Annotated in this window: 22 protein-coding genes and 1 riboswitch; of the genes, 7 read left to right on the top strand and 15 right to left on the bottom strand. The window is 53.3% G+C overall.

Annotation, left to right across the window (positions count from 1 at the left end; genetic code table 11):
• Positions 1 to 223: 223 nt before the first annotated feature.
• From J7400_RS18470 to J7400_RS18450, 5 genes are all read right to left on the bottom strand, one after another.
• Positions 224 to 1,243 (bottom strand): endonuclease/exonuclease/phosphatase family protein, encoded by a 1,020-nt coding sequence (locus tag J7400_RS18470; protein WP_209065577.1) that lies wholly within the window; start codon positions 1,241 to 1,243, stop codon positions 224 to 226.
• Complete coding sequence (gene ugpC / locus J7400_RS18465) at positions 1,240 to 2,280, bottom strand: sn-glycerol-3-phosphate ABC transporter ATP-binding protein UgpC (protein WP_209065576.1); 1,041 nt, start codon at positions 2,278 to 2,280, stop codon at positions 1,240 to 1,242. The genes J7400_RS18470 and ugpC overlap by 4 nt, the downstream gene beginning before the upstream one ends.
• Before the next feature lie 11 nt (positions 2,281 to 2,291).
• Complete coding sequence (locus J7400_RS18460) at positions 2,292 to 3,188, bottom strand: ABC transporter permease subunit (protein WP_209065575.1); 897 nt, start codon at positions 3,186 to 3,188, stop codon at positions 2,292 to 2,294.
• Positions 3,189 to 3,199: 11 nt separating this feature from the next.
• Positions 3,200 to 4,081 (bottom strand): ABC transporter permease subunit, encoded by an 882-nt coding sequence (locus J7400_RS18455; RefSeq protein WP_209065574.1) that lies wholly within the window; start codon positions 4,079 to 4,081, stop codon positions 3,200 to 3,202.
• Between the two features lie 72 nt (positions 4,082 to 4,153).
• Complete coding sequence (locus tag J7400_RS18450) at positions 4,154 to 5,449, bottom strand: extracellular solute-binding protein (protein ID WP_209065573.1); 1,296 nt, start codon at positions 5,447 to 5,449, stop codon at positions 4,154 to 4,156.
• Between the two features lie 241 nt (positions 5,450 to 5,690).
• Here J7400_RS18450 and J7400_RS18445 point away from each other — a divergent pair, with 241 nt between their 5' ends.
• From J7400_RS18445 to J7400_RS18420, 6 genes are all read left to right on the top strand, one after another.
• Positions 5,691 to 6,704, top strand: coding sequence for a substrate-binding domain-containing protein (locus tag J7400_RS18445; RefSeq protein ID WP_209065572.1), 1,014 nt, complete (start codon positions 5,691 to 5,693; stop codon positions 6,702 to 6,704).
• 107 nt (positions 6,705 to 6,811) lie between these two features.
• Positions 6,812 to 7,012, top strand: a riboswitch (cobalamin riboswitch).
• A gap of 131 nt (positions 7,013 to 7,143) precedes the next feature.
• Positions 7,144 to 7,929 (top strand): DUF4198 domain-containing protein, encoded by a 786-nt coding sequence (locus tag J7400_RS18440; protein ID WP_209065571.1) that lies wholly within the window; start codon positions 7,144 to 7,146, stop codon positions 7,927 to 7,929.
• Between the two features lie 6 nt (positions 7,930 to 7,935).
• Entirely contained in the window at positions 7,936 to 8,547 is a 612-nt protein-coding gene (gene cbiM, locus J7400_RS18435; RefSeq protein WP_209065570.1) for a cobalt transporter CbiM, read from the top strand.
• A complete protein-coding gene (locus J7400_RS18430) occupies positions 8,544 to 9,125 on the top strand; it encodes a cobalt ABC transporter permease (protein ID WP_209065569.1) in 582 nt (193 codons plus the stop codon). The genes cbiM and J7400_RS18430 overlap by 4 nt, the downstream gene beginning before the upstream one ends.
• Positions 9,125 to 9,907, top strand: a complete 783-nt coding sequence (gene cbiQ / locus J7400_RS18425; RefSeq protein ID WP_209065568.1) for a cobalt ECF transporter T component CbiQ — start codon at positions 9,125 to 9,127, stop codon at positions 9,905 to 9,907. Before J7400_RS18430 ends, cbiQ begins: the two co-directional genes overlap by 1 nt.
• Complete coding sequence (locus J7400_RS18420) at positions 9,904 to 10,560, top strand: ABC transporter ATP-binding protein (RefSeq protein WP_209065567.1); 657 nt, start codon at positions 9,904 to 9,906, stop codon at positions 10,558 to 10,560. Before cbiQ ends, J7400_RS18420 begins: the two co-directional genes overlap by 4 nt.
• A 28-nt stretch (positions 10,561 to 10,588) precedes the next feature.
• Here J7400_RS18420 and J7400_RS18415 read toward each other — a convergent pair whose 3' ends face one another.
• The 10 genes from J7400_RS18415 to J7400_RS18370 all read right to left on the bottom strand — a co-directional run bounded on the left by J7400_RS18415 (position 10,589) and on the right by J7400_RS18370 (position 21,495).
• Positions 10,589 to 11,647, bottom strand: coding sequence for a 3-carboxy-cis,cis-muconate cycloisomerase (locus tag J7400_RS18415; RefSeq protein ID WP_209065566.1), 1,059 nt, complete (start codon positions 11,645 to 11,647; stop codon positions 10,589 to 10,591).
• 29 nt (positions 11,648 to 11,676) lie between these two features.
• Positions 11,677 to 12,513 carry a 3-keto-5-aminohexanoate cleavage protein gene (locus J7400_RS18410; RefSeq protein ID WP_209065565.1) on the bottom strand — a complete coding sequence of 279 codons (837 nt, stop codon included), beginning with the start codon at positions 12,511 to 12,513 and terminating at the stop codon, positions 11,677 to 11,679.
• Positions 12,514 to 12,547: 34 nt separating this feature from the next.
• Entirely contained in the window at positions 12,548 to 13,162 is a 615-nt protein-coding gene (pcaG, locus tag J7400_RS18405; RefSeq protein WP_209065564.1) for a protocatechuate 3,4-dioxygenase subunit alpha, read from the bottom strand.
• The gene (pcaH, locus tag J7400_RS18400) at positions 13,162 to 13,890 is read right to left on the bottom strand and encodes a protocatechuate 3,4-dioxygenase subunit beta (RefSeq protein WP_209065563.1); all 729 of its coding nucleotides are present in this window, start codon (positions 13,888 to 13,890) and stop codon (positions 13,162 to 13,164) included. The genes pcaG and pcaH overlap by 1 nt, the downstream gene beginning before the upstream one ends.
• 18 nt (positions 13,891 to 13,908) lie before the next feature.
• Complete coding sequence (gene pcaC, locus J7400_RS18395; RefSeq protein WP_209065562.1) at positions 13,909 to 14,313, bottom strand: 4-carboxymuconolactone decarboxylase; 405 nt, start codon at positions 14,311 to 14,313, stop codon at positions 13,909 to 13,911.
• A 44-nt stretch (positions 14,314 to 14,357) separates the two neighbouring features.
• Positions 14,358 to 15,527, bottom strand: coding sequence for a 4-hydroxybenzoate 3-monooxygenase (gene pobA, locus J7400_RS18390; RefSeq protein ID WP_209065561.1), 1,170 nt, complete (start codon positions 15,525 to 15,527; stop codon positions 14,358 to 14,360).
• An 81-nt stretch (positions 15,528 to 15,608) separates the two neighbouring features.
• On the bottom strand, positions 15,609 to 16,922 hold the full coding sequence (locus tag J7400_RS18385) for a TRAP transporter large permease (RefSeq protein WP_209065560.1): 1,314 nt from the start codon (positions 16,920 to 16,922) through the stop codon (positions 15,609 to 15,611).
• Complete coding sequence (locus J7400_RS18380; protein ID WP_209065559.1) at positions 16,919 to 17,503, bottom strand: TRAP transporter small permease; 585 nt, start codon at positions 17,501 to 17,503, stop codon at positions 16,919 to 16,921. Before J7400_RS18380 ends, J7400_RS18385 begins: the two co-directional genes overlap by 4 nt.
• A gap of 57 nt (positions 17,504 to 17,560) precedes the next feature.
• Positions 17,561 to 18,613: a TRAP transporter substrate-binding protein gene (locus J7400_RS18375; protein WP_209065558.1), complete on the bottom strand. Its 1,053-nt coding sequence runs from the start codon at positions 18,611 to 18,613 to the stop codon at positions 17,561 to 17,563.
• 236 nt (positions 18,614 to 18,849) lie between these two features.
• Complete coding sequence (locus J7400_RS18370; RefSeq protein ID WP_209065557.1) at positions 18,850 to 21,495, bottom strand: molybdopterin-dependent oxidoreductase; 2,646 nt, start codon at positions 21,493 to 21,495, stop codon at positions 18,850 to 18,852.
• Between the two features lie 557 nt (positions 21,496 to 22,052).
• On the opposite strand from J7400_RS18370, the gene J7400_RS18365 reads away from it, so the two are divergent.
• Positions 22,053 to 23,493, top strand: a 1,441-nt coding sequence (locus tag J7400_RS18365) for a family 16 glycosylhydrolase (RefSeq protein ID WP_209065556.1), incomplete at its 3' end; no start/stop codon positions are given.

Raw genomic sequence — 23,493 nt, 5'->3', positions numbered from 1 at the left:
CCAGAGTCGGGCGCTTACTTCTAGTGTTTTTCCGGCAATTACCAGTGCAGAAATGATGAAAAGCCGTTTGGAAGGCTTAACCTCTACGTAGTTTTGTTGGTGAAAGCCTCTATTGGGGCCGCGCGAAACAAAAGCGCACAAACCATGCACGCAGCAAATGCATCAACAAACAAAGCCTCCCGAAGCCCGGAAGCGACGCTCAGGGGGGCTTTGCTATTCGGGATTACTTGGGCTGGGAAGGTTTAAGGCTCACAGAACACCAAACGCAATCATGGTCTGACAAGGGGCGTTTCGTTGCGTCAACGGAAGGCAAGATGCCCTTTTGATCACAGTGTAGCGCCCTGCCCGCGAACCAATCCAACTTCATCACCCGATCAGGGTGCGGGGTTATGAGGCTTGGTCGTGTGGTCGTCCCTTCGGCGGTAAACTCCCATGAATAACCCTGTGTTTCAGCCAAATCGAAAAGCGTTTCTCGCTTCCAGTCAAAATCCGGGGGAATGTGATTGCCTGTGTTCAGATCTCCGCCGATTAGAATGGGCATATCCGGGGCAAATTCTTCTACCGCAGCCAAAAGGTCCGCGAACTGCGTATGGCGATGTGCGGCGTTTGCATTGCTCTCCAAATGTGTGGAGACGACACAAAGAGGGCCAGCCTCTGTGGGCACAATGGCCGCAAGCGCCATGCGCCCACCGAGCCGAGGTTGATCAGGATCCGAAGCGCCAGCATCTGCGGCAAACCAATGACCGTCTTGGTCGAGCCTGATCATGCCAACGCGCTCAAACGGAACGGAAGACAAAATAGCATTGCCATGCCAGCCAAGGCTGTTGAAGGAGTCTTTGCAGAACTGCCGCTCGGTTGGGCCGCCAAGATCCAGCTCATGGAACTCGACGCCGAAGGCGTATTGCATGCCCAAAACCGCAGCCATGTCCTCAGTTGTGTGGCGTTGCCCTGTGCGGGACATACCGTGATCTACCTCCGACAACAGCACGATGTCGGGCGACACCGTTTTCAAATGGTCGGCAGTGTCTTCCGGAAACAGGCAACGCTCCACATTCCACGCTGCGACCGTAAGTGTTGTTGGCAGCACGGAGTGTGCGGCGGTCCCACCAATTTGCACGGCATTCATCGCGGGGGTTTGCGCTAGCAACGTCCTATGTGCTTGTGCGGTGCGAGGGGCCTCCAAAAGGTGTTTTTGTTCAGCAGCGGTGATTTTCGGCAGCGTCTCAACGGTATGAGTGATCATAGCGCTTTACCCGTTTCTACGTCAAAGAGACGCAGCGCATCGGGTTTCAGCGCCACACGTGTGGCACCCGGAACAGCCGCGATTTCTTTGCTGACGTGAATGGTAAAGTTTTGCTCTGCCAACTGACCGTGCAAGAGACGGTGCGCACCAAGCTCTTCGACGATGTCGACGTGAAAATCCAGCGGCCCTGCTGCATTGAGCTCGACATCTTCCGGGCGGATGCCCAGCGTCACAGCGCCTGCCCCCGGCGCTTTGGCCAATGGAGTACCACCGTTCACAAGCACCTGCCCTCCTTCCAGACGGGCGTTGATCAGGTTCATCGGAGGCGCGCCCATGAAGCTCGCAACAAAGGTTGATGCGGGGGAATGGTAGATCTCCGCCGGGGTTCCAACCTGCTCAATCCGACCTTCGTTTAACACGATAATCCGATCTGCCATGGTCATGGCTTCGACTTGATCGTGGGTTACATAGATCGAGGTAACCCCAAGGCGACGTTGTAGTGCCTTGATCTCGATGCGCATTTGGTTGCGCAATTTAGCGTCGAGGTTGGAAAGCGGTTCATCAAACAGGAACAGGGCCGGATCACGCACCACCGCACGCCCCATGGCGACACGCTGACGCTGCCCCCCGGACAACTGGCTTGGTTTGCGGTCAAGATACGGCTCAAGGTTCAGCATCTTGGCCGCTTCGACCACCTTACGCTCAATCTCTTCAGCCGGCGTTTTGCGATTTTTGAGGCCATAGCCGATGTTTTTGCGCACCGTCATATGCGGATAGAGCGCATAGTTCTGAAACACCATCGCGATGTCGCGATCCGCAGGATCAACGTCATTCACTACGCGATCACCGATCGAGAGGTGGCCTTCGGAGATGTCTTCCAGCCCGGCGACCATGCGCAACAAGGTGGATTTGCCGCAGCCAGAAGGGCCAACCAGCACGACAAACTCACCGTCGGCGATGTCAAAGCTGGTGCGGGTGACGGCTTCAAAGCCGTTAGGATAGATTTTGCGGATGTTTTGCAGAGAGACTTGAGCCATTTCTCTTGTCCTTATTTGTCAGATTCCGTGAGGCCCTTGACGAACCAGCTTTGGAAGAAAATCACCACGAGCACAGGCGGCAGGATCGCAATCAATGCGAGCATATTGGCGCGGCCGTACTCGGGAATATTGGTGCCTTCGAGATCTTGGGTGATCTGTTTGATCCCGCGCACCAGCGTGTACATGTGCTCTTCGGTCGTGATCATTGTTGGCCAGAGGTATTGGTTCCAGCCAAAGACAAACATTATGATGAACATGGCGGCGATCATCGTTTGGCTGAGAGGCACCAGGATATCGATGAAGAATTTCACCGGCCCCGCTCCGTCAATCCGCGCGGCCTCCACCAGCTCTTCAGGCACGGAACGGAAAAACTGACGGAAGAAGAAGGTCGCTGTCGCTGAGGCGATCAGCGGCACAATCAAACCGCTATAGCTGTTGAGCAACCCGAGCTTTTGCGCAATCTCATAGGACGGCAGAATGCGTACCTCGAGTGGGAGAAGCAGCGTTGTGAAGATTAGCCAGAAAGCGAAGGTTGCAAACCGAAGCCGGAAGTAAACTAGCGCATAGGCCGCCATCATGCCAATCGCAATTTTGCCAAGGGCAAAGCCGAGGCCAAGGATCAGCGAGTTTTTCAGCATCGACATGCCTGTATTCTCGCCAGAGAAACCGGAGGCTTCAAACATGGCTTTGTCAAAATTGACGCCAAACTGATCTCCGATCACCAGCTCGGGGCCGTTCTTGATGGTTGCGACATCGGTGGTTGTGGTGGTTTGCAGCACGATCAGTAAAGGCACCAGCATGAAGAGCGAGCCGAGGATCAGCACCAAGTGATCGCCCACATCGCTCCAGCGGATGCGGAACTTGCGCATGGGCATCGTAGTTGTCTGGATTTGGGTTACATCTGTCATAATCTGCGCCCTCAAGTGTAGTGAATGCGCCGCTCTACCAAGCGGAACTGAAAGATGGTCAATGCCAGCACAAGCACCATGAGCACGACGGATTGCGCAGACGAGCCGCCAAGATCGTTGCCGCGGAACCCGTCCACGTAGACCTTATAAACCAGCGTCATTGGGTTATTGCCGGGCTCACCTTTCACCAGCGTGTCGACGATGCCGAAGGTGTCAAACAGTGCATAAGTGATGTTGATGATCAGCAGGAAAAAGCCGGTTGGTGCCAACAGCGGGAAAGTGACTTCCCAGAAGCGGCCGCTGGCGGAGCGGTTGTCGATCAAGGCGGCTTCGCGCACGGCTTTCGGGATGGATTGCAGCCCAGAGAGGAAGAAAATGAAATTCACCGGCACCTGTTTCCAAACGGACACGATCACCATGGCGATTGCGGTGTCATTGAAGTTTACACCTAGTTTGAAATCCCAGCCGATGCTGCGTGCAAGTTCCGTCAAAGGACCCCAGCTCTGATCAAACATGATCAGCCCGATAAAGCCCGCAACGGGTGGCGCAACCGCGTAGACCCACATCAGCAGCGTCCGGTAACTGCGCGCTCCGCGAAGAACTTTGTCTGCCTTCACAGCAAGCAAAAGCGCCAGGGCAAGCGAGAAAAAGGTTACCAGTATCGTGAACACCAGCGTGAACCGCGCGATCTTCAGATATTCGCCGCTGCCTGCGAGGTCCGTATAGTTGTCGAGCCCCACAAAGGTTGAGCCAAACCCAAAGGGATCTTGCAGATAGAATGACGACTGCACCGCATGGGCGGCGGGCCAATAAAAAAAAATGGCGATGATAATCAACTGCGGCAAGAGCAGCAGGATTGGCAGCCATCTGGTGGTGAAACCGGCGCGTTTCATGGAAGGTGTCCTTTGAAAGAGGGGACGGCCGCGATCTCGCGCGGCCGCCCATTATCTGTCTGGAAGAGAAGCTTAACTCTGGGTCTTGGCGAATTTCGCCAGCAGATCGTTGGCTTCTTTTTCGATGGTCGCGAAGGCGTCTTCCACAGTGGTTTCGCCGGTCAGGATGCGGCCGTATTCGCGGTTCATCACGTCACGGATCTGCACATAGAAACCCATGCGATAGCCTTTGGTGTTGTCACCTGCTGGCAGGGACAGCTGTTTGATGCCGATCTCAGCAGCTGGCGCGCGCTCATAGTGGCCATCCGCTTTTGCCATTTCATAGGCTGCTTCCGTGATCGGCACATATCCGGTTTCCTGGTGCCAGAAATACTGGGTCTCAGGCTGGGTCAGGAATTCAAAGAACGCCGCGGTCGCTTCGTTGTCAGCCGCGTCGTGGCCAGCCATAGCGAAGAGAGATGCACCACCGATGAAGGTTTGCTTTGGCTCGGCAGTCACAGCTTCCCAGTAAGGCAGGTAGGTCGCGGAGAAATCAAACGGCAGGTCTTTCTTGGACAGGCCACCGAAAGAGCCGGAAGAGCCCAGCCACATGCCAACTTTGCCTTCTTCAAATGGGGTTGCGTTGTCACCCCAACCGGTGCCGAACCACTCAAAGTAGCCCGCATCCTGCCATTCGGTCACAGCGGTGAAATGGGCTTTGATCGCGTCGTTGTTCACGAGAATCTTGGTGCCTTCAGCGCCTTCGTAGCCGTTGTTGTTGGTTGCGAAAGGCAGATCGTGACGAGACATGAAGTTCTCGGTGAAGATCCATGGCAGATGGGATTGCGTCAGCGCGGTATAGCCAGCCTCTTTCAGAGCCGGAGCTGTGACAGTCTGAAACTCTTCCCAGGTTTTTGGTGGCTCAACACCCGCTTTTTCAAACGCCTGCACGTTGTAGTACATGATTGGCGAGGAGGAGTTGAACGGCATACCGATCATTTTGTCGTCGGCATCAGCATAGAAGTAGCGCACGCCGGAGATGTAGTCATTGATGTCAAAAGCAACACCATTGTCGGTCAACAGATCCTGCACCGGAACAGTTGCGCCTTTGGCGCCGATGACGGTTGCGGCGCCAGCATCAAACACCTGAAGGATGTTTGGCTGCTCGCCAGCGCGGAAAGCGGCGATGCCTGCGGTCAGGGCTTCTTCATAGGTGCCTTTGAAAACCGGGGTGATTTTGTATTCGTCTTGAGACGCGTTGAAGTCTTCGGCGATGGCATTCACAGTTTCGCCCAATGCGCCGCCCATGGCGTGCCACCAGGTGATTTCAGTTTCAGCAAAGGCGGAATTTGCCGCCATTGCGAATGCGGCCGCAGCCGTGCTTGTCATGAAATGTTTCACAATCGGTCTCCAGTTGAGTCGGCAAACCCCGTTTGGATTCACCAGCGTTTTCCGACCCCCATTGCCCACTGACAAAGGTGATCTGTGTAAATTCTGTGCGCCTGCAGATTGCTCAGCGCGAGGGTTGTGCAATATCTGCACACGTGTTCAGGTAGCGGAGATATGCGACAGTTCTGTGAAGCGAATTTTGCGTTTTTGTTAAGTTTCACCCGGGAGGCACCAAGCGGAGATGAATCATGGCGTTGACAAAGAGCGGCCCAAATCACGCCGGGTGACCGCCCAAGCGGTAGCAGATGCAGTTGGAGTGTCTCGTTCCGCGGTGTCCCGGGCATTTACTGAAGGTGCATATCTGGACAACGCGAAGCGTCGGGCGATTTTGCAGATGGCCGCGCAAATGGGCTATCAACCCAACGCTTTGGCTGCAGGGCTTCAGGGAGGCAGATCCCACCTTGTCGCCATCTTTGTCGGCAATATGCGCAGCGCCTATGACTCCATGTTTGTCAGCCAGCTGGTTCGAGAGCTCAATGGGATCGACAAATGGCCGGTTTTGATTGATGGCAGCGGAAAACGTGCAGCCGCGGCCATTGACGAAATCATGCGCTACCCGCTGGACGCTCTCATTCTGCGCGGGGGAAGCATGTCTGCCGACATCGTTACCCATTGCGCGCGCTTTGGCATTCCGATGATCTCCTCGGGTCGGCCAGTAGATGCATCCGGAGTTGATAACGTCTGCTGTCGCAATGCGCTTGGGAGCAGGAGGATCACAGAGCGCCTTATAGCCAGCGGGAGAAAACGGTTTGGACTTATTGCAGGCCCAAAGGATTTTCATTCAGCTGAAGGCCGCCGAGAGGGCGTGCTTGATGCCCTCGGTGAAGCAGGGCTGTCTCTGCAATGTGAAGCTTTCAGTGACTACACCGTGGATTCTGGTCACCAGATTGCGCTTGAGATGCTGGCTTCCAATTTCATTGATGCCTTGGTTTGCTCCAATGACGCCTCCGCCATCGGTGCTCTGACGGCTGCGCGCGAACTGGGGCGCTCGGTTCCGGGTGAATTGGCGATTGTTGGCTTTGATGATATCGACATGGCCAAGTGGCCGATGTTTGACCTGACCACGGTGCGCAACCCCATTGACGCCTCCGTGCGCGAGATCATTGCGCTCTTGGAGCGCCGACTCGCCAATCCGGTGAAAGACGATGAGACTGTCTACGTCGATCCCAGCGTCGTTGACCGCGGCACGCATTAATTTTTGGGCAATCTCGCGCCATTCCGTTTCATATTTATCTACTTTGATTCCGCAATTGTGTCCGCTGAGGTCGCAATCCGTTATTGACCCGCTCTCCCCGCATCTGGCAAGAACGCGCCATGTTCGGTTCCGGGTTAACCCGGAAGCAATAGGGAATGTAGTGCGGCGATATCGGTGCCAAATCTGCAACTGCCCCCGCAACTGTAAGCGGCGAGCACGGCTGAAAACGCCACTGGGGTTTCCCGGGAAGGCCAGCATCGTGTTTTGACCCGCAAGTCAGGAGACCTGCCGGACATGCGCCCTTGGAAGGGGCGTTCATTATCGGCGACGGGGTGTGCGCCGGGTCCACTTGGTTTGGAAGCTGAGTGGTTCCGTGCTCTCCGAAGTCACACAAAAATAAATGCGCCGGGGAAGGCGCAACGTGATAAGGACCAAACAAATGAAAAAGCTGCTTTTGGCGGCCACCGCTGCTCTTTCCATCCCTGCGATGGCGCAAGCGCATTTTCTTCTGGAATACACCGAAGACACGATGTTTGAGCGCCCCGGTGACGTTCCAGTCAAGCTTATTTTCTGGCATCCACACGAAGCGGGTCATGTGATGACCTTGGACAAGCCTGAAGAGTTTTTCGTTATCCACAACGGTGAGAAAACGGATCTCTTGGGTACGCTTGAAGAGACCACCTTTGACGGTCCTAACAACAGCGCAAAAGCATTTTTGGGATCGGTTCCGGTAAAGCGTTCGGGGGACTATGTCGTTGTGACGGTGCCTGCACCTTACTATGAAGAGTCCGAGGATATCTACATTCAGCAGATCACCAAGACCTATCTGAACCGCAACGAGCTGCCGACCGACTGGGATCAGCCCCAAGGGCTCGCAACCGAGATCCTGCCCCTGAACAAGCCGTACAACATTATTGCGGGTTCGACCTTCACGGGCCGTGTTCTGAGCGAAGGTCAGCCGGTGGCGGGTGCTGAAATCGAGATCGAATATATGGCAGCGGAGCCAGATCTGGAAGGCACCGGAGCCAAGGCAGCGACTGTGTCGCCTCTGCCAGGCGGCGCAATCGTCGCGATCTCTGACGACAATGGCTACTTCACTTTCGGTGTGCCAAAAGCAGGTTACTGGGGTTTTGCCGCTCTGGGTTCTGGGCCGGCAACCGAGCATGAGGGCAAAGAGCTGAGCCAGGATGCGGTGATCTGGATCCGCGCTTGGGATCTGGAGTAACGCTTCATGCACATTGTTGACGGAGCCTTGTCCAATCCGGTTGTCATCGGCGGCGCACTCGCAGCAGTCGGCGGCATCGCGATGGGGCTAAAATCGCTGGACCTTGACCGCATCCCCGCTGCTGGCGTTTTGTCGGCAAGTTTTTTTGTGGCATCTCTGATCCATGTCCCGATTGGCCCGTCATCTGTGCATTTGATTTTGAACGGTCTGGCCGGGCTCTTGCTCGGCTGGGCCGCATTTCCCGCCCTCTTTGTAGGGTTGCTTTTGCAAGCGGTATTCTTTGGCTTTGGCGGTTTAACCGTGCTCGGGATCAACGCCGTCAATATCGCGTTTCCTGCGGTATTGGCCTGGATGTTGTTTGGCCGTCTAATCGGCCGAGGCTCGCCTGTTCAAGGGGCGATCTGGGGCGGGATCGGCGGCGCCTTTGCAATTGCGGCCACAACCGCACTTGTCGCCGTTTCATTGGCACTTTCAGGCAAGGAATTCATTCCTGCGGCGAAACTCGTGTTTTTCGCCCATATTCCCGTGATGGTCATTGAGGCTGTTCTCACGGGGTTTGCGATCTTGCTTGCCCGCAAAGTCAAACCCGAGCTATTTTTGAAGGGGCGAGCCGCATGAAAAAGCTGATCTTAATGTGTGTGCTGGTTCTTTCACCGCTGCCTGCCCTGGCCCATAAGGTGATTGCCGGAGTGTTCCCGTCGGGTGATGCGATCGAAGGAGAATTAGGTTTTTCAAACGGTGACATGGCTGAAGATCAAGAAGTTGTCGTCACTGGTCCAGATGGCACCGAATTGGGGCGCACTATGACTGACGCAGATGGTTTTTTTGTGTTCACACCAAGCAGCCCGGTCGCGCATACCTTTTTTGCTGATCTTGGTGCAGGCCACATTGCTGAGGTCACTATGCCTGCCGAAGAAGTAGCGGAAATTTTGGGGCTTGCGGCAGAAACAGCAGATCCAGCACCAGCCGCCCTGTCAGGCTCAAATGTCAGCGGTGTGACCGTTGCCTCGCTTTCTGAGGAAGAACGTGCCGCTATTGCCCAGACTGTTAGAGACGAGATGCGCCCACTGCGTCGCGAGATTGCCGCGTATCGTGAGCACAATGACTTTCAGAGCATTCTGGGGGGGATTGGCTATATTGTTGGCTTGTTTGGTCTCGGTTTTTATATTGCCGCACGCAAAAAGTTGGCAACTTGATGGCGCACGCACTGGAACCACAAGCAAAAACGCTCTCTGAGGCTGGCAGCGCCAGTCTCTATGGCAAGCTTACAGAGCTTGATCCTAGGGTGCGTATTCTAGCGGTGTGTCTTTTTGCTGTGGTGACCGTCGCTTTGCAAACACTGTCAACTTTGGTTGCTGCATTTTCGGTCTCCCTATGCCTGCTTATTCTGTCAGGCCTTCCCAAACGTCGAACCTTGAAGCACATGGCGATGATGGACGGCTTCATCATATTCATGCTCGTGCTAATGCCATTCTCAATGCCGGGCGACGCGATGTTCACGGTTTTTGGCTTTCCGGCGAGCTGGCAAGGGCTTTGGAAGGCAATAGAGATTGCACTAACAGCAAACACAGTGATCCTTGCTCTCATGGTTCTGGTTGGGACAATGGAGCCGGTCACCCTAGGGCATGCTCTCCACCGTTTGCGATGCCCTGAAGTCTTGGTTCATCTCTTGATGTTCACCATCCGCTATATTGAGGTGCTGCGAGAGGAGTATCTCCGGCTCCGAGGGGCCATGAAAATCCGCGGATTTCGTCCGGGAACCAACTGGCACACATATCGAAGCTTTGGCTATCTGGTAGGTATGATGCTTGTGCGGGCCATCGAACGATCAGAGCGTATCCTTTCGGCAATGAAGTGCAGAGGCTTTTCAGGGCGGCTTTTCCTGCTACAAGACTACGCACTGACTCGGCGGGATCGCCTCTTTGCCGTTTCGATGTGCGCGCTTTGTGCGGGCCTTCTCATTCTGGACCACCTATGACGATCCTAAGGCTCGACGACATTCACTTTGCATACCCTGGCCACGCTCCAGTGCTGAGTGGTGCCTCACTGCATCTTGAACCTGGAGAGCGATTGTCCATTGCTGGGGCGAATGGTGCTGGTAAATCCACATTGTTTCGCATTGCGCTTGGCCTTCAGAAGCCAGACGCAGGTACGGTCACGATTTTCGGTAAGGAGCGCAGTGTCGAGGCCGATTTCCATGAGGTGCGCCAACGCATTGGCTTGGTGTTTCAAGACCCTGACGACCAGCTGTTTTGCCCCACGGTCGCTGAGGATATTGCCTTCGGGCCGCTCAATTTGGGGCGCAGTAAATCCGAAGCAATTGCCATCGTAGATCGTGTCCTCGCCGACCTTGATCTAATGCATCTGCGCGATCGCATCACGCACAAGCTTTCAGGAGGCGAGAAACGTCTGGTAACCTTGGCGACGGTACTTGCAATGGAGCCCGAGGCGCTTCTTCTTGATGAGCCGACAAATGCACTGGATACGAAGAATGAAGCGCGGCTTCTGGAAATCCTTCAGGGGCTGCCGCAAGCAATTTTGTTGGTCAGCCATACGCCCTCATTTCGCGAAGTCCTGGCTCCAGATACGCTGGAGTTGCGTGAAGGACAACTCGTGGACTTGCGCACTTAACCAGCCATCGTGTGTGATCGGGATACTGTTAGGCCGCTCCTATTCGCTCAACGTTTTTTAACAGCTCAGATGCTGTTTTGAGCGCGCTTCCCGTGACCAAAGCCATGTCGGGCAAGAGCATCCATTCCAATGTCCAAGAAACACCAGAACGTTCCTGTTCATGCAATGCCGCCAAGTGGATGCCCGACATCTGCGTGGCGTTAAACTGTGCAGAGGCGACGAGTAGCTCAGCTTGTATCGGATTATGTTTGTGCGGCATTGCCGAGGAGCGGCCGCTACCCGAAATCTTAATTTCTTCAATACCTTGCTGCGCCATCAGTGTGATGTCCTGGCCAATCTTTCCGAGCGCTGTAGATATGCAGGACAGCAGGTTGGCGAAATCTACAATGCTGTTCCGATTGGTATGCCAAGGCTGCTCTGGGACGGTTAGACCTAGTGCCTTTGCCATATGCAACGAAATCTGATCGACTTTATCTCCCAAGCTACTTTGATCCCCGACTGGTCCCCCTAGCTGCAAAGTAAACCCATTGGACTTCTGCGCGTGTAGAAGGTTTAGGCAATCCGCCAATCCATCCCTCCACTCCATCAGCCGATGTTCTGTGGAAATGGGCAGGGCTGCCTGCATGCGCGTACGCCCCATCAGAGGAGCATCTCCAAATTTTGATACCAGCGTATCGACTAGTGAAACAATTTCATTAAGGCGGTACTCAAAGAGATCGCAAAGGCGGCCCAGTGTCATCATCAATGAGGTGTCCACCACGTCTTGGGATGTCATGCCGATATGCAGAGCGGCGTGACTCCTTTGAGGGAATTGAGACCGCAATTCTTTGACAAGCGTAGGTACAACAACACCGTCAATCGCGGTGCCAGCTTTGAGCACCGACCAATCAGGGACAAAAGAATCTATAGCGTCGCATGCCTCTTGAACCGCGCTGTCAGGAACCAAGGCGTTAGCGCGCAGAGCGGCCGAGTAAGCCCGTTCTACTGCAAGCATATGATCCAAACTGGTCTGACCGGAAAGCATAGTGGCTGTTTCGTGGTCATCAAAGAGTCCAAATAACCAGTGATCTTGATCCTGAAAAATCATGTTTGAGGTCTCCCAGTGACCCGAGCTTGTTACGCAAACACAGGTGTGAGTTGCAGCATCTCGCGCGCTTGTTGCCATGTGGCGACGGGGCGTTGGTATTTTTCACAAAGTTCTGCTGCGCGGGTGACCAACGCTGCATTTGATGGCGCGAGCGTGTTGCTATCAAGGCGCACATTGTCTTCAAGACCGGTGCGTGTATGACCGCCAGCGGAAATCGCCCATTCATTCACCACGAGCTGGTTGGCTCCGATCCCGGCCGCGCACCATTCCGCGTTTGGCGCGCGGCTTTGCATGGTTGCAACGTAGAAATCGAACACGTCTTTATCGACTGGCATGGCATTTTTTACACCCATCACAAACTGCACGTAGAGCTTGCCGGGCAACATGCCTTCAGCGTTCATTTGGATTGCGTGCAGGATGTGGCTCAGGTCAAAAGCTTCGATTTCCGGTGTCACCTTGTACCGTCTCATTTCTTCTGCAAGCCAGGCGACCAGATCGGGCGCGTTAGGATAAATTCTTGTCGGGAAGTTTACAGAACCGACCGAGAGTGAGGCCATATCCGGTGACAAGGGCAGCATGCCGCCGCGTTCCTTGTCGGCCCCGGAGCGTCCACCGGTCGAGAACTGAATGATGAGCCCCGGACAGTGCTTTTTTATCTCTTCTTGAAAACGCGCGAATTTATCCGGGTCGGAAGTGGCTGTTTGATCGTCATTTCGAACATGTACATGAACGATACTCGCTCCTGCTTCAAAAGCTGCTTGCGTGCTCTCGACTTGCTCTGCAATGGAGATCGGCACTGCCGGATTGTTCTCCTTCCGCGCCACGGACCCCGTTATAGCGCAGCAAATGATGCAAGGTTTGCGCATCGTGTTTCTCTCCCTCACTCCTCACACCCGGTATCTAAATGTCAAAAAATACTGTTTCGCCCTCACCTTGAAGCGTGATGTCAAAATTATAAACCACCGCATCGCTTTGAATAATGCGCGTCGCAAGCAGGGAGGCGCGGCGTTCTTCCTGTTCGATCAGATTGAGGGTAGGATCAGCCGCATTGGCCGGTTCTTCATCATCAAAATACAGCCGGGTATTCAGACCTAGATTGATACCTCGAGCGACGATCCAGAGATTGATGTGCGGAGCCTGAACTCTGCCATTTGGGGCTGGCGTCTGGCCGGGCTTAATGGTCTCAAAACGCCACAGGCCAGTTTCAAAATCGGTGACCGCTCTGCCCCATCCCCGAAAACCCTCTTCTACGGCGCTGTCAGAACCCGCGTAGTTGCCCTTTGAATTGGCTTGCCAGACCTCGATAAGCGCGTCTTTAACCTTCGCGCCTATGCCGTCTTTGATGTGGCCTTCTACTCTTATGCGTTCCCCTTCGGCATTTGGGCCAGCGATGTCAAATCCCAGGTCTTTATTGTAGATTTCAATGCCGGTGGCGCGAGGCGCGAAACCAATATGGACATAGGGCCCAGCAGTTTGAGAGGGGGTTTCCTGTAAGTAGGTCAGTTTTTGCACCATCAGCTACCCTCCAGTCGATTTTCAAATAGCGTAGAACGCTGTCCTCGTAGCACCACGTCGAATTTATAGGCCAAGCAATCAAGCGGAATGGCCGCATTGAGGTCGAGCGGTGCGATCAGTTGCTCAATCGCTTCCGGATCAGGAACGGCATTTACGATTGGGCATTTGGCGATCAGGGGATCACCCTCAAAATAGCACTGTGTAACCAGACGTTGCGCAAAGCCTGTGCCAAATACCGACAGATGAATATGGGACGGGCGCCAACTGTTAACCCAATTGCGCCAAGGATAAGCACCTGGTTTTATGGTGCGAAAGGCATAGTACCCATTCTCATCGGTGAGGGTTCGACCGCATCCACCAAAGTTAGGGTCAAGTGGCGCAAGATAGCTGTCGTTCTTGTGTCGATAACGGCCACTTGCATTTGCCTGCCAGATTTCAACCAAAGTGTTTGTTACAGGTCGGGCATTCTCATCGAGCACTTGGCCATGCAAAATTATTCTTTCGCCCAGTGCGGTTTCACCGTGTTGAGCGAAATTTTGGAGCAGATCGTTGTCCAGCGGACCGATTTCATGATGCCCAAAGACGGGCCCAGTCATTTCGCCGATCGTATTTTCCAGAGCAATCCGGGGATAGTTCGGTGAACGGCTGACACTGGTTTTGTATGCTTCTACACGCGCGGGCGGTTGGCGTTGCATATCTCTCTGATAGAAACTCCCTGGTTTGATCATGGGTTTGGGCCTCGCTCACTAGTTCGTACTGTGCACAGGTGCAGGTGGATCGCTTTCCATTTCAGCATAAGTCTGTTTTGCAAGCTTCAAAGCATGATTTGCACGTGGCACCCCTGCGTAAATCGCCACATGTTGAAAGACTTCCAAAACATCTTCTTCCGATGCGCCTGTGTTGGCCGTCGCCCTGATATGCATGGGGATTTCATCGAAGTTTCCCAGCGCAGCCAATAATGCCAATGTAAGCATGGACCGTTCGCGGTCTGATATGCGACCGGATGCCCAAACATGGCCCCAAGCGGCTTCGGTGATAAGTGTTTGAAACGGATGGTCGAATTCGGTTTTGTCCTGCTCAGCTTGGTCCACATGGGCGTCTCCCAAGACTTTGCGCCGCGCTGTCATACCTTCTTCAAAACGGTCCACCAAAGCGGGCCTCCCTCCTCCAAAACGTCATGCATTTTACTTCAAATTCAATAGGGTAGCCCAACATAGTTCTCGGCGAAGACGGTCTGAGCCGCGCTATTTTCTGCCAGAAACGCCACATCAGCTTGCTGCATCTTTCGATCAAATTCGCTGTCATCAGGAAAGCGGTGCAAGAGCTTTGTTGTTGCCCAGCTGAAACGTTCAGCCTTCCAAACACGTGCTAAGGCCTTGGCAGAATATTCGTCGATGCCCCGGCTATCGCCCCCCTCATAGAGCTGTCGAAATCCATTAAATAGATAGTGAACATCTCCCATCGCGGAATTGAGCCCCTTAGCGCCTGTGGGGGGTACGATATGCGCGGCATCTCCGCACAAAAACAGTCTACCCCAGCGCATAGGTTCGCTCACAAATGAACGAAGAGGAGCGATAGATTTCTCAATGGATACACCCGTCATAAGTTTATCTGCGTATTCGCTTGGTATCCGGCGCTTTAGTTCTTCCCAAAAAGCTGTATCGCTCCAGTCTTCAGGCTTATCTGTCAAGGAGCATTGAATGTAGTAGCGGCTCAGGTTGGCATTGCGCATGGAACAAAGCGCAAAGCCGCGGTCAGATCCTGCATATATGAGTTCATCATGAACCGGCGGCGTTTCGGAAAGAACACCTAGCCAGCCAAAAGGGTAGAGCTTTTCATATTCCCGCCTCAGCTGAGCTGGGATTGTTTTGCGGCTTACCCCATGAAAGCCATCGCATCCGGCGATGAAGTCGCATTTGATCGTATGTGAAAGCCCGTCCTGTTCATAGCTGACCGAGGGTGTGTCGGTATCTGCGCCGTAAATAGCGACATTTTCAATATTGAAGAGGGTTTTCGCGTTTGCAAGCTCTCGGGCTCCGTAGAGGTCGCGCGTGAGCTCTGTTTGCCCATAAACCACCACGTGTTTGCCCGCGCGTTCAAAGAAGTTGACGCCAAATTGCATCTCACCATGGCAGATTACGGTGCCATCATGACGAAAGCACTCTTTTTCAAGCCGCTGACCAACCCCCGCCTGATGCATCAGTGCGACGGTGCCAGTTTCAAGAATACCCGCGCGAATGCGGCTTAGGACATGCGCTTTGGACTGTCGCTCAAGCACCACGGTGTCAATCCCAGCACCATGAAGCAATTGCCCCAGCAAGAGCCCAGACGGTCCTCCTCCAATGATGGCCACCTGCGTGCGCATCGTTATCCTCCCTGCCCCTTCTTTAGATATTGGTTAACAATCGCGGTAAAGTAAATTGATGTTCCGCCCTGTCGCCTTTGACTAAGGTATCAGAAACAGCGTGATTGTCGGGAAAAGCACCAGCAGGATAACGCGCAGTATGTCTGAGGAGACAAACCAAAGCACAGATCTGTAGGTTTCCATCATCGGTGTAGATCGATCCATTGCGTTGATGATAAACAGGTTCATTCCAACAGGCGGGGTGATCAATCCGACTTCCACCACAATCAGTACCAAGATCCCAAACCAGATTGCGACATGTTCCGCGCTCATGCCGAAATCAAGGGCGCTGATCACAGGAAAGAAGATTGGAATTGTCAACAGGATCATCGAGAGGCTGTCCATGAGGCAGCCAAATACCAAATAAAAAACGAGGATCAGGCTCAACACCATCCAGGGGCTAAGGCCCAAACTCACCACCCAGTTTGAAAGCTCTTGCGGCATTTGGGTGAGCGCGAGGAACCCATTGTAGAGCGCGGCTCCTAAAATGATGAAGAAGATCATTGCCGTACTGGTGGCCGTCGCGATGATGCTATCAACAAAGACCTTCCAACTGAGACTGCCAGACATCAAGGCAATGATACCGGTTCCTGCGGCACCTACCGCTGCACCTTCTGTTGGAGTGAACCAACCAAGATAAATTCCTCCGACGACCAGCGCGAAGATCAGCAGGACGGGCCAAACGTCCAACAATGCTTTCATGCGATCTGCATATGGAATAGCCCGCCGTGTACCAGCGGCATCAGGGTTGACCCTAACATAGATTGATATGGTCGCAATATATCCCAACGCAGCCAAAAGGCCTGGGACAAAAGCCGCCAAGAAGAGCTGCGCGATATTTTGTTCGGTCAGTATGGCGTAAATCACTAAGATCACTGATGGCGGTATCAGAATGCCCAGCGTACCTCCAGCAGCCAAAGTCGCCGTTGAGAACCCGCCTGAGTAGCCATATCGACGCAACTCTGGCAGGGCGACGCGGCTCATCGTGGCAGCTGTGGCCAATGAAGATCCACATATCGCACCAAAGCCAGCGCATGCGCCCACCGCGGCCATTGCGACCCCACCTTTGCGATGGCCGAGCCAGCTCTCAGCAGCTTTGAAAAGCGCTGAGGACATGCCGGACAGCGTTGCAAACTGCCCCATGAGCAGGAACATCGGGATAATTGTCAGTGAGTAACTGGAAAAGGTGGAATAGGTCTCTGTTTTCAGGCGCGCCATGAACATATTGGTGCCACCCATGGTAAAATAGAGGCCGCCTATACCGCACAAGAACATAGCCAAGCCAATCGGCGCGCGCAGAAAAATCATCAAAAGGAGGACAGGAAAGGACAGATAACCCATCTCTAGCATGCTCATTGGCCGCTCTCCTCGGAGCCGAGCAAATGGTCTCGCCCTGCAAACATTTCAATCAAGCGCATGGCCGCACAATAGATGCTCACGATTGAGGCGACGCACGCAGCAATGAAGCTCAAGCCGTAGGCCCACCAGATCGGAAACTGAAGGATAAAGGTTGTTTCCCCATAACTGAGCTTGTTCTGCATCCCGACAAATAGGCGCCAGGTGATCAGCAAAATCACAGCGGACAGTACCAGTTCCCAGAATGCTGTGAGAATTCGATTGGCACTAGGAGGTAGACCATTGGTGAAGATATCTACCGTCGCATGCGCTTTGTAGAGTTGGCAGATAGGTAAAAAAGAAAAGATGGCAAAGGCCACTCCCGCCTCGACCAACTCAAAGTCACCATTGATCGGCCCGACGCCGCTGCTGATCAACCCACCTGCCACCCTCTCCGACAAGCTTCCAAGAAGATCGGAATGGCCTAAGGTATTAAGCCCGCGGCCCAAAACACTCAGGCAAGTAAGCCCAACCAGTAGCGTGAGCACCACTCCGCCTGCCACGGCCATCAGCCGCGCGAGGCGTTCCACCCATTTGTACATGCCCGTATCCTCAATTTACGCCCCCGTTTTTACAGACGGGGGCATGTGCCTTCGCGCTTAGTTTTTGGAATTTTCGACGATCAATTCGAGCGCCCGCGCGCGCAATCCCGTGCCATCCAAACCCTTGCCGTCCATTTCTGTTACCCAAGCTTCCGTGGTGGGCTGCGCAGCAGCTTTCCATTCATCCACTGCTGCCTCAGAAAGTGTGATGATATTGTTGCCGCGCTCCTTGGCTGCCTTAGCGGGACCGGCATCATCAGATTGCATCTGTTTGCCAGCAAAACCCGAAAACTCGAGCCCGGAATTTGCGTCAATCACGGCTTTCAGATCATCGGGCAGTGCATTCCAGCGATCTTTATTCATCGCGAAAATAAAGGTGGTTGTGTAGAGGGTTTCGTCTCCAAAAGTCGTATGATTGTCCACCAACTCGTTGACCTTGAGAGCCCCTGTGACCTCCCAGGGGATTACAGTCGCATCAATCACACCTTTTGAAAGCGCTTCGGGTACAGCGGGCACGGGCATACCGACAGATGTTGCTCCCATGGAGCCAAAGAGCTGTGTGGTGACACGCGTTGGCGCGCGCAGTTTGATGCCATTGAGATCAGAAACGCTTTCGATTGGTTTTTTGGAATGGATCAAACCTGGCCCATGCACCCACAAACCAAGCACTTTGAGCTGCTTAAAATCTGCGTCCATCATGGTTTCTTCGGCAAGCTGCCAATAGGCCCGTGAAACCGCTTCTGCACTGGTCATCGTGAAAGGAAGTTCGAACACTTCGGCACGTGGAAAACGCCCAGGCGTATACCCAGCAACGGTCCAGACAATATCTGCCACGCCGTCAATCGCCTGATCAATGAGCTGTGGCGGGGTGCCGCCAAGTTGCATCGACGGGAAGCGCTGAATTTCGATCCGGCCCTCTGACGCTGCTTCGATTTTGTCCGCCCAAACATCCAGAATATTCTTTGGCACATTTGCCTGCGCAGGCAGGAACTGATGCATCCGCAATGTGACGTCAGCGGCAAACGCAGGCAGTGCTGACAATCCCATTGTGATCGCCGCACAGGCCGCCGCTCCAGCCGCTTTCACGAAAGTTCTTCGCATTTTGGTCATGTTATCCTCCCATTATGACCTAATGCGATGTTGGGAAAGCTGCGCGTGCGATGCAATGTTTTTTATCTATCGTCGTACCCGCAACTGCTGCCACCGCCTGTAATTTCGCTGTTTGCGGTTGCAATTTGGCGCCAATTCGCAGCGACTCCGGTGTTTCTTAGTTTGATTATTGCTAGCGCTGCGACAGTCCACATCCGCCGGATCATACAAAGCCCACGAGATCCACTGAGATGATATCAATCCGGCTTTGCGTATTTATCCAAGAACTCCAAAATCAACGCTTGTTGTTCTTCGTCTACCCCGGCATTGGGGAACATGCTTGCGGTAATGCTGCGCCATTGCGCCTTGGTATGTGCCGCGGGATCCTGAGGTACGTGACAAAGCGTACAGTATTCATAGAAGAGCTTCTCACCCGGATCCATGTTTGAGGTGAATTCTTCTTGGAGTCCGTCGGCCCTTTCTAACCCAAAGCTTGCCACATCCAGTGAAACTACTTCCGAGATCGTGGCTGGCCCGTTGTAAGCCATATTGGGTCCCTCAACATCTGTAGCCTTTCGCAATCGCGCCAGACAGCTATTGGCAGTGGTCGCTTGACTGAGGCCCGAGGAGCGGCGACTCGATGTAAGCATATTGATAGCCCCTGAGTTGCAGCGCCCTCTACTGTCAAACGAGAACCACGCCCCTTCATAGAGCGACACCACACCGGGCATAATATTGTCTGTTACGCGTGCGCCAACAATCACTGCGCCGCGGTCGTTGTAGAGCTCGACAAGGTCGCCATCTTGAATATCGCGATCCAAAGCATCGTCAGTGTTGATCAATAGGAATTCGCGGTCTTCAATATTGAGCTCATGACGAAGATCGGACTGTGCAAACTGAGAATGAATGCGATTGTAAGGATGCGGGCTGACAACGTGCAATTGGTCCGGCTCCGCGTTCCCAAGATACTCTGCTGGTTCAAGCCATGTTGGCATTGGCGGGCAGTCTTCTAAGTTCATATCTGCGATCGTCTGGCTGAAGAGCTCAATTTTCCCTGAAGGCGTCGCAAGAGGATTTGCAGCGGGATCTGTACGGAATGCGCCGTGCCGCACCCAATCAAATTCTTCAGGAGGCTGAGGGACGCGCGCCACCCCGGTTTCCCAAAACTCCTCAAAATCCATATATTCGGAAGCTGTCGATTTGTCGTAAGATGTCTCGATGATCTCCATCCGGTCTTGCTTGTTCGTGAATTGCTCTTCCACATTGAACATTGCAGCTAGCCGCCGAAAGATCTCAAAATCGTCTAAACTCTCACCAAGGGGTTCGATGATTTTTCGCATCGCATACACTTTATCCTTGGAGTATGTGCCACCCGAGCTGATCTCATCGCGCTCTACAGTTGATGTTGCAGGCAAAACAATATCAGAAAACTGTGCTGCGGCTGTCCACCAAGGGTCTTGGCAAACAACCGTTTTGACCTTCTCCATCGCTTTCAAGAGCTCGTTGGTGTCTTGTTGATGTGAGCCGAAGTTGTTTCCGGCATTATAGATCATATGGACATCTGGGAATGTGAAAGTACCGCCGTTGCGTGTGAATTCCTTCCCAGGATTGAGAAGCATCTCATTCAGGCGAGAGGCCGGGCAGATCCCCACGACGCGATTGCGCCCTTGAGGGAGGCCTCCTGGTGCGCGTGCCTGAGCAAAAAGCGCGCCACCTTGCCCCCAGTGCCACGAGAAGCCAACCCCGCCGCCCGGCAATCCGATCTGCCCCGTCATCGCGGCAAAGGCTGTTATCGCCCAGTAGGGCATTTCGCCATGATGTGCTCTTTGGATTGCCCAAGAGCCAGCAAACTGCGTGCGCGTGCGGGCGCAGCGATTGGCCAGCGCGCGGATACGATTGGCTGGAATTCCCGTAATGGCCGCCGCCCACTCAGGCGTTTTGTGAATGCCGTCATCTTTGCCTTGCAGATAGTCGACAAAGCGCTCCCAACCCACGGTATATGTTTCAAGGAAGTCTTTATCATACGTGCCTTTCTCATAGACGTGGGTCGACATCGCGAGAAAGAGCGCAGAGTCTGTGTTTGGAATGATTTTCAACCACTGCGCTCTGAGCCATTCATCAGTCGTCGTGCGTTGAGGGTTGATTGAAATAAACCGAACGCCAGCTTCTTTAATGACTTCCCATCTTGGGAACATTGAATGGTCGGTTGTGCCGCCTTCAGCCCGGCCATTCTTGTGTGGGTCGGTACCGATCAAGACAAAGGTTTCACAGTGTTTGAGTATTTGCCACCAAGCGGTCTGACGTGAATAAACCTCCATGTCTCCAAGAACATGCGGCATGATGATTTGACCGGCGCCACCGGAAAAATCGCCGACGGTGACAGACGCCCCACCAATTAGGTTAAAGAAGCGGCCCTGCAGAACATTGGGCGTTAGCACCCCTCCATGCGCCCAGCCACCATAGGAAGTTGAGAAAATCGCCTCATTCCCATGCTGTTCAATGGTGTCCAATATGGCTTTAGCCGTAAGGCCAAGGGCGGTATCCCAATCGACACGCACAAACTCTTCTCGAGCGCGACGTTCTGGTTTTACATCTTCTACGCCATTTTGAACCGCTTCCAAATAAGACTTACGGACATGCGGATAAAGAACACGTGTCTTACTGTAGGTTCGACTGACAATTCCCTCGGATATCATTTTGGTTGGGCGCGGATCAAATTCAGTACGCGGTAAAGCTTTTACCAATTCCCCATTCTCAACCATTCCCCAGAAGACACCGGCTTGGCCGGCGTGCGGAATGAATTGCACATCGCGATCCGCCTGAGCATAGGCACTCAATGGAGCGAGGGAAGAGAGGGCAATGGATGACGTCGACTTCAGAAAGTTCCGGCGAGAAATATGCATTTTTGCCTCCAATTATTGCCGAATAACAGAATTGGGTCGCACGTTTTGAATGCCGGCAGACTAACACAGCGTTTAGGCGGTTCCTACCGGGAGGCTCGGAGCCTTATAGGTTTTCATATAGAGCCGAAAACAAAGAAGATGCACCACCCATAAATTACAACGCAGTAAAGTACTTTGCTTTGTTCTTCGAAGAAGCGCCATTCACGGGTTATTCAAATAGATCATTCAACACATTGGTTTCGAGCATGCTGTAGAATTGAAGAAATAATCGCGTTGAATTTTGAACGGTTCGTTGATTCTTTTTTACTGACGAGGGCGGACTCAAAATCCGCCCAAAATGCGCGCTCTGTCCTCACAATGCGAACTTCGACGGCTCACTGTTGCAGCTCCGGAAACAACTCTCACTATCTTTACGTAGAGTTGATTTGCTAGGTTCTCGACATTTGTTATAAATGCGTTAACAAGGTTCAAGACTATTTAATTATATTAGCAATTTAAGCGACATTTCTTGTTCCTTAATAAGTCGTATTTTTGTGGGATTTTATGGGTTTGGATGCATGTCTAATTTTTCTGATGACTTTAACAGCCAGTTAGATTCGAACGTCTGGCTGATTTCAGATTATGCACTGCCAGGAGGGTGGATCGACACTGCTTGGTCTCCGGGCAATGTTGCTGTTTCTGCAGGGCAGCTGACCCTGACACTTGATGATCAACCGTCTGACGGGAAATCATATAGCGGTGGGGAAGCTCGCACGATCAACGAGTATAGTTTTGGGCGTTATACCGTCGAAATGCAGACCGCATCTGGCAGCGGTGCAAATTCGACATTTTTTCTCTATTCTCCGGAAACAGAGATAGATTTTGAGTTTCTAAGCGAAGATCCTACAAAAGCCTGGCTGACCTACCACTTTGAGGGTGACAGCGTTGGAACAGTGGTCGATCTCGGCTTTGACTCCTCCGCTGGTTTCCACACTTATGAAATTGAATGGGGGCCGGACTCAATTTCATGGTACGCGGATGGCGTTCTTTTACATTCAGTTGTCGACCCTATGGATCTGGATGTACCGACTGCTGACGCTCAAATATTCATGAGCATTTGGCACGGTACACCTAGCTGGATGGGGGACCCGAACTTTGCTCCGTCCACCACGGCATCTTACGAAAGTGTCAGCTTCACTGCGCGTACTGCTGCGATCGCACAAAACGATTGGTTCTTCAGCGAAACAAGCAGCCCCATTGAGCTCGACCTACTCGCCAACGACTATGATCCAGATGGTCTCGCCCTAGACGATTTAGATATCACCATTACCCAAGCTCCGGTTTACGGAAGTCTGAACCAGGATCCTACTTCTGGAGTCTTTACTTACACTCCTAATAGCGCAGATTTTGTGGGTGTTGACCGTTTTGAGTACTCAGTTGTTGATGCTAATGGTGAGACATCCAATACCGCATGGGCCGTCGTACAAGTAGGCTTGGACACCATTGATCCCAATGCGACGCAACTGACAAATGCTGATGATGACGGTCTGCCGATCCTTACTGGCGGCAATGATGCGATCGACGGGCTGGCCGGCAATGACACGCTCTATGGCGGTGATGGTCTGGACACGCTTTATGGCAATATTGGTGATGATGCCCTCTATGGTGGCAGCAGCGCGGATATTATTTATGGCGGTTCCGGCAACGACAGCCTGTACGGAGAGAAGCAGAACGACACTTTGGATGGCGGTGCCGGTGCGGATACGCTGACCGGCGGCAAGGGCAACGACACCTATAAGTTCTCTGTTGTGGATGGCGCGGTGGATACGGTCACCGACTACGCCTGGTGGAACTTCATTGATGTGAGTGATGCACTGGTCGGCTACAACTCTGCGACCGATGACATCACGGATTTTGTACGCTTCAGCACCACCGGCAGCGACACGCTGATGGAAATCAATCCGGATGGGGCCAGTGGTTTTGTGCCCGTCGCCATCCTGCAAGGCGTGCGCAATCTCC

Origin of the sequence: Shimia sp. R9_2 (genome assembly GCF_017743735.1) — a bacterium.
Taxonomy (GTDB): Bacteria; Pseudomonadota; Alphaproteobacteria; order Rhodobacterales; family Rhodobacteraceae; genus Shimia.
Note: the sequence above shows the minus strand (reverse complement) of the source record. Positions and strands in the feature narration are given on the sequence as shown.